Source organism: Streptomyces sp. NPDC006174 (assembly GCF_040614075.1).
Classification (GTDB): Bacteria; Actinomycetota; Actinomycetes; order Streptomycetales; family Streptomycetaceae; genus Streptomyces.
Genome location: NZ_JBEXTJ010000016.1, coordinates 154095 through 170871, shown reverse-complemented (window position 1 = coordinate 170871; position 16777 = coordinate 154095). Strand labels below are relative to the sequence as shown.

Annotated in this window: 12 protein-coding genes; 3 read left to right on the top strand and 9 right to left on the bottom strand. The window is 69.3% G+C overall.

Annotated elements, in window-relative coordinates; genetic code table 11:
• Positions 1-380 precede the first annotated feature (380 nt).
• The 3 genes from ABZ267_RS29910 to thyX form a co-directional block, all read right to left on the bottom strand.
• Positions 381-2066 carry a ribonuclease J gene (locus tag ABZ267_RS29910; protein WP_161265105.1) on the bottom strand — a complete coding sequence of 562 codons (1686 nt, stop codon included), beginning with the start codon at positions 2064-2066 and terminating at the stop codon, positions 381-383.
• 140 nt (positions 2067-2206) lie between these two features.
• Positions 2207-3106: a 4-hydroxy-tetrahydrodipicolinate synthase gene (dapA, locus tag ABZ267_RS29905; RefSeq protein ID WP_258469055.1), complete on the bottom strand. Its 900-nt coding sequence runs from the start codon at positions 3104-3106 to the stop codon at positions 2207-2209.
• Positions 3107-3258: 152 nt separating this feature from the next.
• On the bottom strand, positions 3259-3996 hold the full coding sequence (gene thyX, locus ABZ267_RS29900) for an FAD-dependent thymidylate synthase (RefSeq protein WP_356752881.1): 738 nt from the start codon (positions 3994-3996) through the stop codon (positions 3259-3261).
• A 197-nt stretch (positions 3997-4193) separates the two neighbouring features.
• Here thyX and ABZ267_RS29895 point away from each other — a divergent pair, with 197 nt between their 5' ends.
• A complete protein-coding gene (locus ABZ267_RS29895; RefSeq protein ID WP_356752879.1) occupies positions 4194-4433 on the top strand; it encodes a hypothetical protein in 240 nt (79 codons plus the stop codon).
• A 126-nt stretch (positions 4434-4559) separates the two neighbouring features.
• Positions 4560-5111, top strand: coding sequence for a hypothetical protein (locus ABZ267_RS29890; RefSeq protein WP_356752877.1), 552 nt, complete (start codon positions 4560-4562; stop codon positions 5109-5111).
• Positions 5112-5194: 83 nt separating this feature from the next.
• Here the strand turns inward: ABZ267_RS29890 and ABZ267_RS29885 are convergent, their stop codons facing one another.
• The 6 genes from ABZ267_RS29885 to eccD form a co-directional block, all read right to left on the bottom strand.
• A complete protein-coding gene (locus tag ABZ267_RS29885) occupies positions 5195-5764 on the bottom strand; it encodes a hypothetical protein (RefSeq protein ID WP_356752875.1) in 570 nt (189 codons plus the stop codon).
• A gap of 11 nt (positions 5765-5775) precedes the next feature.
• The gene (gene dapB, locus ABZ267_RS29880) at positions 5776-6528 is read right to left on the bottom strand and encodes a 4-hydroxy-tetrahydrodipicolinate reductase (protein WP_356752873.1); all 753 of its coding nucleotides are present in this window, start codon (positions 6526-6528) and stop codon (positions 5776-5778) included.
• Between the two features lie 18 nt (positions 6529-6546).
• A complete protein-coding gene (locus ABZ267_RS29875) occupies positions 6547-7926 on the bottom strand; it encodes a pitrilysin family protein (protein WP_356752871.1) in 1380 nt (459 codons plus the stop codon).
• The gene (locus ABZ267_RS29870) at positions 7923-10139 is read right to left on the bottom strand and encodes a polyribonucleotide nucleotidyltransferase (RefSeq protein WP_356752905.1); all 2217 of its coding nucleotides are present in this window, start codon (positions 10137-10139) and stop codon (positions 7923-7925) included. Before ABZ267_RS29870 ends, ABZ267_RS29875 begins: the two co-directional genes overlap by 4 nt.
• A 290-nt stretch (positions 10140-10429) precedes the next feature.
• Positions 10430-10720, bottom strand: coding sequence for a 30S ribosomal protein S15 (gene rpsO / locus ABZ267_RS29865; protein ID WP_015611843.1), 291 nt, complete (start codon positions 10718-10720; stop codon positions 10430-10432).
• 186 nt (positions 10721-10906) lie between these two features.
• Positions 10907-12409, bottom strand: coding sequence for a type VII secretion integral membrane protein EccD (gene eccD / locus ABZ267_RS29860; protein WP_356752903.1), 1503 nt, complete (start codon positions 12407-12409; stop codon positions 10907-10909).
• A 304-nt stretch (positions 12410-12713) separates the two neighbouring features.
• On the opposite strand from eccD, the gene eccCa reads away from it, so the two are divergent.
• Positions 12714-16691: a type VII secretion protein EccCa gene (gene eccCa / locus ABZ267_RS29855; RefSeq protein WP_356752869.1), complete on the top strand. Its 3978-nt coding sequence runs from the start codon at positions 12714-12716 to the stop codon at positions 16689-16691.
• The last annotated feature ends 86 nt before the right edge of the window (positions 16692-16777 follow it).

Genomic DNA, 16777 nt, shown 5'->3' with positions numbered 1-16777 from the left:
CTTCTTTGTCTTGCTGTCTTGCGTTTCCGACTCTATCAGACTCTTTCGTGTCCGATTCCCGGTCGAAGCGGGTCGTGCAGTTTCGCTTTCCAGGTCCTTCGCTTTCGCGTTTTCCCTTTCCAGCGGTTCCAACTTTACCAGACTCTTTTTCGTTCCGTTTCCGGTCCGAATTCGATTTCCGGTGGCCTGTGGAGTGGCCTTGCCTTTCGGCGGATCCGACTTTATCAGAGATTCTGAGTCGGAATTCCCGCCCCGTCGGAGTGGCCCGGCGCACGAGTGCGCGCGGTGCTTCCCGGTCAGCCGGAGCCGTAAACGTACTGGAGCGGGGCGCCCCGATGCAAATCGAGGGGCCCCGCTCCCGTACGGGCTGGTCAGGAGGGTCAGACCTCGACGACGACCGGGAGGATCATCGGGCGCCGGCGGTAGGTGTCGGACACCCACTTGCCGACGACGCGGCGGACCATCTGCTGGAGCTGGTGGGGCTCCATCACGCCGTCCTGGGCCGACTTGTCCAGGGCTTCCTGGATCTTCGGGGTGACGCCGACGAACGCGCTGTCGTCGATGCCGGAGCCCCGGGCCTGAATGTGGGGGCCGCCCACGATCTTGCCGGAGGAGCTGTCGACCACGATGAAGACCGAGATGATCCCCTCGTCGCCGAGGATGCGGCGGTCCTTGAGGGAGGTCTCGGTGACGTCGCCGACGGAGAGGCCGTCGACGTACACGTAACCGGCCTGGACCTTGCCGACGATCTTGGCCTTGCCGTCGATGAGGTCGACGACGACGCCGTCCTCGGCGATGACGATGTGGTCCTTGGGTACGCCCGTGAGGGCTCCCAGCTCGGCGTTGGCCCGCAGGTGGCGCCATTCACCGTGGACCGGCATCAGGTTCTTCGGCTTGCAGATGTTGTAGAAGTACAGCAGCTCGCCGGCCGAGGCGTGGCCCGAGACGTGGACCTTGGCGTTGCCCTTGTGGACGACGTTGGCGCCCCAGCGGGTCAGGCCGTTGATCACGCGGTAGACCGCGTTCTCGTTGCCGGGGATGAGGGACGACGCCAGGATCACCGTGTCGCCGGGAACGATCCGGATCTGGTGGTCGCGGTTGGCCATCCGGGAGAGGGCCGCCATCGGCTCACCCTGCGAGCCCGTGCAGACCAGCACGACCTCGTCGTCCGGGAGGTCGTCGAGCGTCTTCACGTCGACGACCAAGCCCGCGGGGACCTTGAGGTAGCCGAGGTCGCGGGCGATGCCCATGTTGCGGACCATCGAGCGGCCGACGAAGGCCACCCGGCGGCCGTACTCGTGAGCCGCGTCCAGGATCTGCTGGATGCGGTGCACATGGCTGGCGAAGCTCGCCACGATGATGCGCTTCTGCGCGTTGGCAAAGACCGTGCGCAGGACGTTGGAGATGTCCCGCTCGGGCGGTACGAAGCCCGGGACCTCGGCGTTCGTGGAGTCGGAGAGGAGGAGGTCGATGCCCTCCTCGCTGAGGCGTGCGAACGCGTGCAGGTCGGTGAGGCGGCCATCCAGCGGGAGCTGGTCCATCTTGAAGTCACCGGTGGCCACGGCCATGCCCGCGGGGGTGCGGATGGCGACCGCGAGGGCGTCCGGGATCGAGTGGTTGACCGCGATGAACTCGCAGTCGAAGACGCCGATGCGCTCGCGCTGGCCCTCGGTGACTTCGAGGGTGTACGGGCGGATGCGGTGCTCCTGGAGCTTCGCCTCGATGAGCGCGAGAGTCAGCTTCGAGCCGATGAGCGGGATGTCCGGCTTCAGGCGCAGCAGGTACGGGACACCACCGATGTGGTCCTCGTGGCCGTGCGTGAGGACGATGCCCTCGATGTCGTCCAGGCGGTCCCGGATCGTGGTGAAGTCCGGAAGGATCAGGTCGATGCCCGGCTGCTCCTCCTCCGGGAAAAGGACGCCGCAGTCGACGATGAGCAGGCGGCCGCCGTACTCGAAGACCGTCATGTTGCGGCCGATCTCGCCCAGGCCGCCGAGCGGAGTGACCCGCAGGGCGCCCTTCGGGAGCTTCGGAGGGGTGCCGAGTTCAGGGTGCGGATGGCTCAAAAGACTCTCCTTAACCACACGCGCCACGTACCAATGAGGCACGTGGCGCGCATGTCATTCGTGCACTTGCTGTTGTCTTGGGGTCGTGCTCTTCGCGAGGTGCCTCGCTCGTCTTCTTCATTCAGTTGTGAAGTCTGTGGTTACAGCTGTACCCCGCCGGCGGCCAGGTCGATCTTGAGCTGGGCCGTCTCCTGTGCGGTGAGTTCCACCAGGGGCAGGCGCAGTGGTCCGGCCGGGAGGCCCTGGAGCGTCAGCGCGGCCTTGGTGGTGATCACACCCTGGGTGCGGAACATGCCGGTGAAGACCGGGAGCAGCTTCTGGTGGATCTCGGTGGCCTTCTGGACGTCGCCGCCGAGGTGGGCCTCGACCAGCGCCCGCAGGTCCGGGGTGACGACGTGGCCGACGACGGAGACGAAGCCGACCGCGCCGACCGAGAGGAGCGGCAGGTTGAGCATGTCGTCCCCGGAGTACCAGGCGAGGCCGGACTGGGCGATGGCCCAGCTGGCGCGGCCGAGGTCTCCCTTGGCGTCCTTGTTGGCGACGATCCGCGGGTGGTCGGCGAGCCGTACGAGGGTCTCGGTGTCGATCGGGACCCCGCTGCGGCCGGGGATGTCGTACAGCATCACGGGCAGGCCGGTGGAGTCGGCGATGGCCGTGAAGTGCCGCAGGAGGCCTTCCTGCGGCGGCTTGTTGTAGTACGGCGTGACGGCGAGGAGGCCGTGGGCGCCGGTGCGCTCGGCGGTGCGGGCGAGGTCGACGCTGTGCCGGGTGTCGTTGGTCCCGATACCGGCGACGACGTGCGCCCGGTCGCCGACCGCTTCGAGCACCGCCCGTACGAGCTGGTCCTTCTCCGCGTCACTGGTGGTCGGGGACTCACCGGTGGTGCCGTTGACGATCAGCCCGTCGTTGCCTGCGTCCACCAGATGGGCGGCGAGCCGCTGGGCGCCGTCGAGGTCGAGAGCGCCGTCCGCCGTGAGAGGCGTGACCATAGCGGTGAGGACCCGCCCGAAGGGGGTCTGCGGAGTGGAGATCGGAGCCATGGGTAACACGCTACTCGCTGCTCAGCGCGTGGTCCCCTCTAGGGGGACCGGGAAAGAGGAGCCCGGCACTGCCTGCTCGGGGGTTCAAGCAGTGCCGGGTCCGTTTGATCAGCCTAGATGAACTTCTCGAAACGCCGCAATACGGACACCGCCTACGGGGCTACTCGTCCATTTTTGTTGAAGGCCGCATGAGTGAGCGGCATGAGCTGCTGCCAGTGGGCTTCCATCTGCTCGCCGACCATCTCGATCTCGCGCTGCGGGAAGGACGGGACCGTCGCCAGCTCGTGCTGCGTACGCAGGCCGAGGAAGTGCATCAGGGAGCGTGCGTTGCAGGTGGCGTACATGGAGGAGAAGAGGCCGACCGGCAGGACCGCGCGGGCCACCTCGCGGGCCACGCCTTCCGCCAGCATCTCCTGGTAGGCGGCGTAGGAGGCCAGGTAGGACTCCTCCATGGCGCGGGTCGTGAGGTCGAACTGGGCCTCGGTGCCCTCGACGAACTCGTACTTGCCGGGGCGGCCCTGCTGGACCAGCTTGCGGGAGGTTCCGGGGACGTAGAAGACCGGCTCCAGGTTCCGGTAGCGGCCCGATTCCTCGTTGTACGACCAGCCCACGCGGTGCCGCATGAACTCGCGGAACACGAAGATCGGGGCGCTGATGAAGAAAGTCATCGAGTTGTGCTCGAACGGGCTGCCGTGCCGGTCCCGCATGAGGTAGTTGATGAGCCCCTTGGACCGCTCCGGGTCCTTGGTGACCTCTTCCAGCGACTGCTCGCCGGCGGTGGAGACCCGGGCGGCGAACAGCACGTCCGCGTCGCCCGCGGCGCTTTTCACCAGCTCCACGGTGACATCGCTGCGGAAGTGGGGCTTTGCGGGTTCGGGGGTGTCGGTCACCGGCGGGGGTCCTTCCAGGGGCGGCGCTCGGGCGGCGACCACTTTACGGGCCGGGTGGGCGACGCATGCACGCGGCGGTGTCGGGCAGCCGTTCGTGGAGTTCATCGAAGAAGTACGGCGATTCGGGCACCGATCCGGCCGTTCGTACGTCTGACTCATTAGCAGCACCCGCCACTGAGATCAAGGAGAGTTTCCTCATGTTCCGCCGGCGTGAATCCGTCCCGTTCTCGTTCGTTGCCGAGTCCGACCGATTCCGCAGTAATGTCACTCCCCCTCCCTCCCAGCGCGCCAGCGTTCCCGAGCTGCTGGGCCGCTCCCTCGTCGGGCTGACCGTGGTCGCCGGGCTCGTGGGGTCGCTGCTGCTGGGTCTTCCGGCGCTCGACTCCAGGCCGTCCGCCTCGCACGGCAAGCAGTCCGAGGCGTCCCAGGGCCGCTGAGCCACGTCCCGGGGGTCGCCGGGCCCTTTTTACTCGTACGGACCCCCTGGGGTGGTCGGGCCGGGGGCCGCCTCGGTAGCCTCACCGGGCACAGCAATCGAGCGTGCTTGTGAGTGAGGATGAGTCGTGCCCCTGCCCTTTCTGACGGCCGACCGCGCATTCGATGCGAGCGCGGACGACGTTGCGCTGCCGTTCGACGACCACGACAGCTGGCGGCGGCCCTACCGCCCCGGCCCGTGGCGGGTCGCGGCGGCGGCCGGACTGTTGTTGCTGGCCTCGTTCGTACTTCTCGCGGCGATGATCACCGCTTTCGCCGGAGCGCCTTCCGGGGCTCTGGTCTGTCTGCTGCTGGCCGGTGCGCTGATCGTTGGAGCGCTGAGGCTCCTGCGGGTCGGTGCCTGGGTCAGCCGGCATGGTGTGCGGCGTGTCGGGTTCTTCCGGACCACCACGGTGCCGTGGGGAGCCACTGCCTCCGTCCGTACGGTCCAGCAGCCGGTGAAGTGGCTGGGGCTGCCTCGTACGGTGCAGGGCCAGGCGCTGATCGTGGTGCGGCAGAACGGTGAGACCCTGCCGCCGCTGGCCTCCGACCACAACGCGGACTTCCTCGGGCGCGAAGAGGCGTTCGAGCGGGCCACGGATGCGGTGGAGGCTTGGGCGGATGAGTACCGGCACGGGTGAGCCGTTGCCACTGCCTGCACGTGGATGAGCCCGGGGCCGGTTGTCGGTCCCGGGCTCATCTGCGTACGGCGTGAAAGATGTCCTCAAGCGCCGGACGGGCTTGATTTGGTGTCCTCAAACGCCGGACGGGCTGGAGAGGGTGCGGACGAACCTGAAGGCGCGGGCGCATCAGCCGGACCGGAGGGTGCGCCCGCGGTGGGAGGTGTCGCCTGGCGAGGGTGCCTGTGCAGGGCGATCGCCCTCTGCATCGCCTTGCGGGCCCTGGGCGTGTCTCTCGCGTCCTGGTAGGCCACCGCCAGCCTGAACCAGGCACGCCAGTCGTCCGGGGCGTCCTCCGTCTCCTCGCGGCGCTTCGTGAAGACCGCGTCGGCGGCGTCGCGGTCGATGCGGCCGGACGGGGTGCGGGCCAGGTCGTCGACCGGGAGGCCGCCCTCCGCGTCGAGTTCGGCGGCGAGCGCGTTGGCGCGGCGGACGAACTGGGTGTTCTTCCAGAGGAACCAGACGCCGATCACCGGCAGGATCAGCACGGCTACGCCGAACGTGACGGTGACCAGCGTGCCGTGCCGGATGAGCAGCAGGCCGCGGCTGCCGACCAGGACGAAGTAGAAGACCAGGACGGCGGCCGTGACGAAGTAGGTGATCTTTGCGCGCATGGTGGGCTCAGTCAGTTCAGGTCGAGGAAGTGTTCCAGGCCGAACGTGAGGCCGGGAGCGGTCACCACGCGGCGGACACCGAGCAGGATGCCCGGCATGAAGCTGCTGTGGTGGAGGGAGTCATGGCGGATGGTGAGGGTCTCGCCCTCGCCGCCGAGCAGCACTTCCTGGTGCGCCAGCAGGCCGCGGAGGCGGATCGCGTGGACCGGGACGCCGTCGACGTCCGCGCCGCGCGCGCCGTCCAGAGCGGTGGCGGTGGCATCCGGCTGAGGTGCGCTGCCGGCCCTGGCGCGGGCCGCCGCGATGAGCTGGGCCGTGCGGGTGGCGGTGCCGGAAGGCGCGTCGACCTTGTTCGGGTGGTGGAGCTCGACGACCTCGACCGACTCGAAGTAGCGGGCGGCCTGCTCCGCGAACTTCATGGTCAAAACCGCGCCGATGGAGAAGTTCGGTGCGATGAGGACACCGGTCTCCGGAGAGTTCTCCAGCCAGGTGGTGAGCTGCGCGAGCCGTTCGTCGGTCCAGCCCGTGGTGCCGACGACGGCGTGGATGCCGTGCCGGACGCAGAAGTCGAGGTTGCCCATGACCGATGCCGGGGTGGTCAGCTCGACGGCGACCTGGGCGCCGGCCTCGGCGAGGGCCTCCAGCTTGTCGCCCCGGCCCAGGGCCGCCACCAGCTCCAGGTCGTCGGCGGCTTCGACCGCTCGTACGGCCTCGGAGCCGATCCGGCCCTGAGCACCGAGAACGGCTACGCGCAGCTTGCTCATCTTGTCTTCCTTAAGGGATTAGGAGACCGCTTCTTCCAGGCGGTCCGCCTGCTTGTCCTTGAGCGGGCCGATGACCGAGAGCGAGGGCCGGTGGGTGAGGAGTTCGCCCGCCACCTCCCGTACGTCGTCGGGAGTGACCTCGGCGATCCGGGCCAGCATGTCGTCCACCGACATCTGCTCGCCCCAGCACAGCTCGCTCTTGCCGATACGGTTCATCAGCGCGCCGGTGTCCTCCAGGCCGAGGACCGTGGAGCCGGAGAGCTGGCCGATGGCGCGGGTGATCTCGTCGTCGTCCAGGCCGTGCGTGGCGACCCGGTCCAGTTCGTCCCGACAGATCTTCAGGACGTCGTGGACCTGGCTCGGCCGGCAGCCCGCGTAGACGCCGAAGAGGCCGCAGTCGGCGAAGCCCGAGGTGTACGAGTACACGCTGTAGGCCAGGCCGCGCTTCTCCCGTACCTCCTGGAAGAGGCGCGAGCTCATGCCGCCGCCGAGGGCCGTGTTGAGGACGCCGAGCGCCCAGCGGCGGTCGTCGGTGCGCGCGAGGCCCGGCATGCCGAGGACCACGTGCGCCTGCTCGGTCTTGCGGTTGAGCAGCTCGACCTTGCCGGCGGTGCGCAGGGTGCGGGAGCCCTCGCGAGGAGCCATCGGGACGGCGTCCGTACGGGAGAGGGCGCCGGCCTTCTCGAAGGCCTTGCGGACCTGGCGTACGACCGTGGCGTGGTCGACGTTGCCGGCGACGGCGACGACCAGGTGCGTGGGGTCGTAGTGCTTCTTGTAGAAGCGGGCGATCTGGCCCCGGTTCAGCGCGTTGATCGTGTCGACGGTGCCGAGGACCGGACGGCCGAGCGGAGTATCGCCGAGCATGGTGTGCGCGAACAGGTCGTGCACGCAGTCGCCCGGGTCGTCCTCGGTCATCGCGATCTCTTCGAGGATCACGCCCCGCTCGGCGTCGACGTCCTCGGGAGCGATCAGCGAGCCGGTCAGCATGTCGCAGACCACGTCGATGGCGAGCGGCAGGTCGGTGTCCAGGACCCGCGCGTAGTAACAGGTGTACTCCTTCGCCGTGAAGGCGTTCATCTCGCCGCCGACCGCGTCGATCGCGGAGGAGATGTCGAGGGCGGTGCGCTTCGCGGTGCCCTTGAAGAGGAGGTGTTCGAGGTAGTGGGTCGCGCCGTTCAGCGTGGGCGTCTCGTCGCGTGAACCGACGTTGGCCCAGATGCCGAAGGTGGCGGACCGGACGGAGGGCAGGGTCTCGGTGACGATCCGCAGACCGCCGGGGAGGACGGTCCGGCGGACGGTGCCGATGCCGTCCTTGCCCTGGAGAAGCGTTTGGGTACGGGCGACGGCCCGCGCCTCCGAAGAGGTGCGGGCCGTCGTCGCGGAACTACGGGACGTCACTTGTCGGTGTCGTCCTTCGTCTCGTCAGCCTCTTCACCCTCGATGACGGGGATGAGGGAGAGCTTGCCGCGGGAGTCGATCTCGGCGATCTCGACCTGGACCTTGGCGCCGACGCCGAGCACGTCCTCGACGTTCTCCACGCGCTTGCCACCGGCGAGCTTGCGGATCTGCGAGATGTGCAGCAGGCCGTCCTTGCCCGGCATGAGCGAGACGAACGCGCCGAAGGTGGTCGTCTTGACGACCGTACCCAGGTAGCGCTCGCCGACCTCCGGCATGGTCGGGTTGGCGATGGCGTTGATCGTGGCGCGGGCGGCCTCGGCCTGCGAGCCCTGCTGCGCACCGATGTAGATCGTGCCGTCGTCCTCGATCGTGATGTCGGCGCCGGTGTCCTCCTGGATCTGGTTGATCATCTTGCCCTTGGGGCCGATGACCTCACCGATCTTGTCCACCGGGATCTTGACGGTGATGATCCGCGGGGCGTTCGGGGACATCTCGTCCGGGACGTCGATGGCCTCGTTCATGACGTCCAGGATGTGCAGACGCGCGTCACGGGCCTGCTTCAGCGCGGCGGCCAGGACCGAGGCGGGGATGCCGTCGAGCTTGGTGTCGAGCTGGAGCGCGGTCACGAACTGCTTCGTACCGGCGACCTTGAAGTCCATGTCGCCGAAGGCGTCCTCCGCACCGAGGATGTCGGTGAGGGCGACGTAGTGGGTCTTGCCGTCGATCTCCTGCGAGATCAGGCCCATGGCGATACCGGCGACGGCGGCCTTGAGCGGCACACCGGCGTTCAGCAGCGACATGGTGGAGGCGCAGACCGAGCCCATGGACGTCGAGCCGTTGGAGCCCAGCGCCTCGGAGACCTGGCGGATCGCGTACGGGAACTCCTCGCGCGAGGGCAGCACCGGCACGATGGCGCGCTCGGCGAGCGCTCCGTGGCCGATCTCGCGGCGCTTGGGCGAACCCACGCGGCCGGTCTCACCGACGGAGTACGGCGGGAAGTTGTAGTTGTGCATGTAACGCTTGCGGGTCACCGGGGAAAGGGTGTCCAGCTGCTGCTCCATGCGGAGCATGTTGAGGGTGGTGACGCCCAGGATCTGGGTCTCGCCACGCTCGAACAGCGCCGAGCCGTGCACGCGCGGGATCGCCTCGACCTCGGCGGCGAGCGTACGGATGTCCGTGACGCCACGGCCGTCGATGCGGACCTTGTCCTTGATGACGCGCTCGCGGACCAGGTTCTTGGTCAGCGAGCGGTACGCGGCGGAGATCTCCTTCTCGCGGCCCTCGAAGGCCGGGAGGAGCTTGTCGGCGGCGATCTCCTTGACGCGGTCCAGCTCGGCCTCGCGGTCCTGCTTGCCGGCGATGGTGAGCGCCTGCTTCAGCTCCGAGGTGACGGCCTTGGCGAGCGCCTCGAAGACGTCGTCCTGGTAGTCCAGGAAGACCGGGAACTCGCCGACCGGCTTGGCGGCCTTGGAGGCGAGGTCGGACTGGGCCTTGCAGAGCGCCTTGATGAAGGGCTTCGCGGCGTCCAGACCGGCGGCGACGATCTCCTCGGTGGGGGCCTCGGCGCCGTCCTTGACCAGCTGGATGGTCTTCTCGGTGGCCTCGGCCTCGACCATCATGATCGCGACGTCGCCGTCCTCCAGGACGCGACCGGCGACGACCATGTCGAAGACGGCGTCCTCGAGCTCGGTGTGCGTCGGGAACGCGACCCACTGGCCCTTGATCAGGGCGACGCGGGTGGCGCCGATCGGGCCGGAGAAGGGCAGGCCCGCCAGGATGGTGGAGCAAGATGCGGCGTTGATCGCGACCACGTCGTACAGGTGGTCGGGGTTGAGCGCCATGATCGTCTCGACGATCTGGATCTCGTTGCGCAGGCCCTTCTTGAAGGAGGGGCGCAGCGGGCGGTCGATCAGGCGGCAGGTGAGGATCGCGTCCTCGGAGGGCCGGCCCTCTCGGCGGAAGAAGGAGCCGGGGATCTTGCCGGCCGCGTACTGCCGCTCCTCGACGTCCACCGTGAGAGGGAAGAAGTCGAGGTTCTCCTTGGGCCGCTTGGAAGCGGTGGTGGCCGACAGCACCATGGTGTCGTCGTCCAGGTACGCGACGGCGGAGCCGGCGGCCTGCTTGGCCAGGCGGCCCGTCTCGAAGCGGATGGTGCGGGTGCCGAAGGTGCCGTTGTCGATGACGGCCTCGGCGTAGTGGGTCTCGTTCTCCACTAGTGATTTCTCCATACTCGTCGTCTTTCGTCCTCTCGCCCGTATGGCGGAGGACGGTGCGGGAGAGGCGCACCGTGTGTGCGGGCCGGTCTTCGATCGAAGCTCCCGGGCATGTTCCCGGAGGCCACTACCGAGGACCGGCGGCGGCGTCACTGCGCCTCTCCCTGGTGTTGTGCTGGTGTTGCGTGGTGTTCCGGTGTCCAGATTACTGAGCTTGACACCGGTTACGCACGTACGGCAAAGGGAGCGGTCCCCTCAGACGCGGGAACCGCTCCCTCTCCACGGCGTACTTACTTGGCGCCGCCGGCCGCACCGCGGCGGATGCCGAGGCGGTCGACCAGCGCACGGAAGCGCTGGATGTCCTTCTTGGCCAGGTACTGCAGGAGGCGGCGACGCTGGCCGACCAGGATCAGCAGGCCACGACGGGAGTGGTGGTCGTGCTTGTGCGTCTTGAGGTGCTCCGTCAGGTCCGAGATCCGGCGCGAGAGCATGGCGACCTGGACCTCGGGGGATCCGGTGTCACCTTCCTTCTGCGCGAAGTCGGACATGATCTGCTTCTTCGTAGCGGCGTCGAGCGGCACGCGTACTCCTCTTGATGTTCGAAGCGCCCACGAGTGCCCCTGGTCTTGTTCTCAGGAGAGCTTCCGTGACTCGGAGGCGAAGGTCCGATGAGCGCAGTCCCCAGGATGATCCGGAGAGGCGTACACAAACGGCCACTGGTCAGAGTACCAGCCATTCGGGTCACGCCCGGACGGCCGGTACGGCGGTCAGCTGGTGAGGGCCCGGATCGAGCGGTAGACGTCGAAGACCGCGAGGCAGAGCGGCAGCAGCGTCAGCAGGACGGCCGTCTCGGCGATCTCCAGGAAGCGGCCCCAGAACGGCGTCACCCCCTTGCGCGGCACGATCAGGCCGATGGCGGTGATCAGGGCGGCGACGCCCGCGACGGCGGCGGCGAGCCACACCGTACGGATGTCCAGTGCGGCGCTGTCGCCGCGCAGCGCGTCGCGGACCGGCGTGAGCGGCGGGTTGAGGGAGAGGCCGAGGCCGAGGAACACCAGGGAGCCGAGGCCGGCGGCGAGCGTGCAGCCGACCTGTGCGGTGTAGCGGAAGAGGTGGGCGCGCATCAGCATGGCGATGCCGGTGGCCAGCGCGAGCAGCTGGCCCCAGAGGTTGTCCGAGAAGCCGAGCACCGCGGCGGCGGCCACGGCGACCAGCGCGCAGCCGCCGACCAGGCCGAGGAGCAGCTCGTGGCCGCGACGGGCCTGGGCGGCGATCCGTACGGCGTCGACCGGGCCCTGCGGCGCCGGCTCGGAGGTGCCGTAGTCGCCGACGGCGGAGCGCGGCGGTTCGAAGCCGATCGGGAGGCGGGCGAAGCGGGTGGAGAGGCCGGGCAGGAAGGCGAGGGCTCCGACGGCGAAGGGTGCGCAGACGGCGGCGGCCTCAATGGGCGCCAGCTCGGCGCTGATCGCGATGAAGGTGACGACGACGCCGGTGGCGCTCGCGAAGACGAACGCGACGAACGGGCCGTCGCCGCCGGGTGCGGTGACCATGAGGATGACCGCGACCACCAGGACGGCGGCGCAGGCCAGCAGGAACTGCAGCCGCCCCACGCCCTGGCCCGCGCTGAGCGAGAGCAGCCCGGAGCCGGCGACCGCGGCGTTCACCATCGCGCCGGTGCCGAGCGCGATGGCCGAGCCCCGGTCGTCGTAGACCCGTGCGCGTACGCAGGCGAGAGCGAGCAGGAGTACGGCGGCGGTGGCGGCCAGGATGCCGGGCAGCCCGTGCATGTCGTGGCGCGGGTCGGCGGTCCAGAGGACGAAGCCGAGCAGGCTGAGCAGGACGGAGCCGCCGAAGAGGCCGGCGCCGCGCATGAGGGAGTCGCCCCAGAGCGTGCGGTCCTTGGCCACGGCGGAGGCGACGGCGTCGGAGACGTCGTCGAAGACGGCCGGCGGCAGCGATTCGGCGAAGGGCCGCAGCGAGAGGAGTTCGCCGTCGAGGATGCGGTGGCCGGCCAGCGTACGGGCGCTGTCCAGGACGGTGCCGTCGCGGCGTACGAGGTGGTAGCCGACCGGTGCGCCGGGCGCGGGGCTCTGTCCGGAGAGCCTGAGGATCTCGGGGTAGAGGTCCGCGACGGGCACGTCCTCGGGCAACGCCACGTCGACCCGGCCGTCGGGTGCGACGACCGTGACCCGGCAGAAGCCCGTGCCGTTGCCGGAGGCGACCCCGTGACTCGGCTGGCCGGTCGTGGTGGCTGCCGTGTGGGCCGTCATTGTCACCTGCTGCTCCCCCTGTTGCTCTGGACTTCCGGCGGCGCTCCCAGGTGACCGCGGTTGCGTCGGAACCGCTCTGCGCCGTTCTGGAGCCTCTGCCGGAAACACCCCTCAGGACGGTGGATCCCGCCCCGCGCCCCGAATGACCGCCTTCTTGCGGTAGTTAGCGGATGCGTATACGCATCGCGACACCCTACCGCCATGCGGCCCCCGCTCCGCCAGTAGGATCCATCGCGCGGATGGAGCCCGTCGCCACGGGGGCGCCGATAGGAACACTTCCGTCCGGCAAGGGAATTGGTGAGCTGTGAGCCAGATCGTCGTCAAGCGCCCACCGCGGGCCCTGCCCTCCGAAGTGCCGGGCGAACAGGTGCAGTTGCAACCTCCGCCGGAGCTCCCCCGGGGCCAGCAGGAGGGCATGCTCATGCAGCTCCTGCCGATGCTGGGCATGGGTGGTTCGGTCGTCTTCTTCTTCATGACGCCGAACCCGGTCATGCGCATCATGGGCGTGATCATGATCGCCTCCACGGTGGCCATGGCGATCGCGATGATGGTGCGTTTCCGGCGGGGCACGCAGGGCCAGCTCGCGGACATGCGGCGGGACTATCTGAAGTACCTGACGCAGACCCGGCGCACGGTGGTGAAGACCGCGCGCAAGCAGCGTGACGCGCAGTTCTATCTGCACCCGTCTCCCGAGCAGCTGTGGGCGCTGGTCGCCGAGGGCAGCCGGGTGTGGGAGCGGCGGGTCGGTGACGCGGACTTCGCGCAGGTACGGATCGGGCTCGGCAGCCAGGAGCTGGCGACGCCGCTCATCGCACCCGAGACGGCGCCGGTGGAGGAGCTGGAGCCGCTGACGGCCGGCGCGATGCAGCAGTTCCTGACGACGCACTCCACGCTGGACGGCCTGCCGATGGCGGTGTCGCTGCGGGCCTTCTACCACGTGACGATCAGCGGCCACGCGGAGTCCGCGCGCTCCTCGGCGCGGGCGATGGTCGGCGCTCTGGCCTCGCTGCACTCGCCCGAGGACCTGGTGATCGGCATCGCGGCGGGCGCCTCGGCGGCGCCGCAGTGGGAGTGGGCGAAGTGGCTCCCTCACGTACAGGACGGGAGCGCGACCGACGGCGCCGGCAGCCGGCGTCTGATCACCGGCGGTGTGCTGGAGCTGGAGCAGCAGCTGGCGGCCCGGCTCGACGGCCGGCCGCGTTTCCAGCCCGGCGGCCAGCCGCTCCTGGAGCAGCCGCACATCGTGGTCGTCCTGGACGGCGATTCGGTGCCGCCGATGTCGGTGCTGGCCTCGGCCGAGGGGCTGCAGGGCGTGACGGTGATCGAGGTGGTGCCGGGCGAGGTGACCGGGGCGCGCGGCGGGCTCTCCGTCGTGGTGCAGCCGCAGTCGCTGCAGCTGGAGTCGGGACAGGGCCTCGTCTACGAGGGGGTGCCGGACCTGCTGAGTTACGAGGCGGCGGAGGCGCTCGCCCGTCAGCTGGCGCCGCTGCACATGGCGACGGGCGGGGACGACGACGAACCGCTGCTGGCAAACCTGGAGTTCACCGATCTGCTGAACCTCGGGGACGCGGCCTCCATCGAGGTGAGCCGGACCTGGCGTCCGCGCGCCCAGGCGGAGCGGCTGCGCGTACCGATCGGTGTCGGTGAGGGCGGCGCGCCGGTGATGCTGGACCTCAAGGAGGCGGCGCAGGAAGGCATGGGCCCGCACGGGCTGTGCGTGGGAGCGACGGGTTCCGGAAAGTCGGAGCTGCTGCGCACGCTGGTGCTCGGCCTCGCGGTGACGCACACCTCGGAGACCCTCAACTTCGTTCTCGCGGACTTCAAGGGCGGTGCGACCTTCGCCGGTATGGCGCAGATGCCGCACGTGGCCGCGGTGATCACCAACCTGGCGGACGACCTGACGCTGGTGGACCGCATGGGCGACTCCATCAGCGGTGAGCTCAACCGCCGCCAGGAGATGCTGCGCGACGCGGGCAACTACGCCAACATCCACGACTACGAGAAGGCGCGCGCGGCCGGTGCGCCGCTGCAGCCGATCCCGTCACTCGTCCTGGTCATCGACGAGTTCAGCGAACTGCTCACGGCGAAGCCGGACTTCATCGACATGTTCGTGCAGATCGGGCGCATCGGCCGGTCGCTGGGCGTGCATCTGCTGCTGGCCTCGCAGCGCCTGGAGGAGGGACGGCTGCGCGGCCTGGAGACGTACCTCTCGTACCGCATCGGTCTGCGGACCTTCTCGGCGGGCGAGTCACGGGCGGCGATCGGCGTGCCGGACGCGTACCACCTGCCGAACGTGCCCGGTTCCGGGCTGCTCAAGTTCGGTACGGAGGAGATGGTGCGGTTCAAGGCCGCGTACGTCTCCGGGGTGTACCGGGCGGGAGGCCGGCAGGCGGCCTCGTCCGGCGGGCCGCTGCCGGTGGACCGGAAACCGGTCGCGTTCACGGCGGCGCCGGTGCCGGTGCGGTACGTGCAGCCGAGTCCGCAGGCCGTGGCCGGGGTGCCGGATCAGCGGGCGGAGGACGACGACGCGCTGGCGGACACGGTGCTGGACGTGATCGTGCGGCGGCTGGAGGGACGCGGCGCCTCGGCCCATCAGGTGTGGCTGCCGCCGCTGGACAACCCGCCGTCGCTGGACGAGATCCTGCCGGGGCTCTCGGCGGTGCCGGGACGCGGACTGACGCAGCACGGGTTCGAGGGGTCGGGGCGTCTCGTCGTACCGCTCGGTGTGATCGACAAGCCGTTCGAGCAGCGGCGCGACACGTTGTACCGGGACTTCTCCGGCGCGGCCGGCCATATGCAGATCACCGGTGGTCCGCAGTCCGGCAAGTCGACGCTGCTCCGTACGCTCATCGCGGGCTTCGCGCTCACGCACACCCCGCAGGAAGTCCAGTTCTACGGGCTGGACTTCGGCGGCGGCTCCATGTCGTCCATCGCGGGCCTGCCGCACGTCGGCGGCGTCGCCTCGCGACTGGACCCGGAGCGCGTGCGCCGTACGGTCGCCGAGGTGTACGGCATCCTGTCGCGGCGCGAGGAGTACTTCCGCAGCGCCGGTATCGACTCCATCGCCACCTTCCGCCGGATGCGGGCGCGCGGCGAGATCTCGGTGACTGACCAGCCGTGGGGTGACGTCTTCCTGATCATCGACGGCTGGGGCAACTTCCGTACGGATTACGACGCCTTGGAGAACGCCGTCGTGGACATCGCGGCGCGGGGCCTCGGTTACGGCATCCACCTGGTCGTCACCGCGTCCCGGTCCATGGAGGTCAGGGCCAGTCTGAAGGACCACCTGATGAACCGCCTGGAGCTGCGGCTCGGCGACGTCATGGACTCCGAGCTGGACCGCAAGGTCGCGGTCAACGTCCCGGCGGGCGTGCCGGGTCGCGGGCTGACGCCGGAGAAGCTGCACTTCATGGCGGCGGTGCCGCGCATCGACGGCATCAACTCCGACAGCGACCTCTCCGAGGCGACGGCCGCGATGAACGCCGAGGTCTCCCGCCACTGGACGGCTCCGCCCGCGCCGCAGGTACGGCTGCTGCCGCGCTCGCTGCCGGCGGCCGAACTCCCGCCGGGCCACGCCGTTCCGGAGCGCGGGATCGCCATCGGTATCGACGAGAACAACCTGGCACCGGTCTTCGTCGACTTCGACCACGACCCGTTCTTCCTGATCTTCGGCGAGAGCGAGTCCGGCAAGTCCAACCTGCTGCGGCTGGTCATCAAGCAGCTCACCGAGCGGTACGACGGTGACGTCTGCAAGCTCTTCGTCATCGACAACCGGCGCTCGCTGCTGGATGTGACCCCGGCGTCGCACCTGGCGGAGTACATCCCCATGTCCAACAACATGGACCACCACATGGTCGCGCTCCACGACCTGATGAAGCGCCGCACGCCGTCCGCCGACGTCACGGCCCAGGAACTGCGGGACCGCAGCTGGTGGCGCGGCCCGACGGTCTACGTGATCATCGACGACTTCGACCTGGTCGCCACGTCGAGCGGCAACCCGCTCTCGTCCTTGACGGAGTTGCTCCCGTTCGCGCGTGACGTGGGCGTCCGCTTCATCATCGCCCGCAACACGGCGGGCGCGAGCCGGGCGCTGTACGACCCGTTCCTCCAGCGCATGACGGAGCTGGGCGCGCAGGGCGTGCTGCTGTCGGGCGACCCGATGGAAGGCGACGTCCTGGGCGGCGTGCGGCCACGGCCGATGCCGGCGGGGCGGGGCGTCTTCGTCACGCGGCGGCGTGGGAACCCGCTGGTGCAGACGGGGTTGGTGGACGGGGGGCAATAGCGGGCTGCGGGTGCAGGTGGGGGCGCCGGGTGTTCGGCGCCCCCTTTGTGCGTCCGCATTGGCTGTGCTGACGTATCGGCATGCGT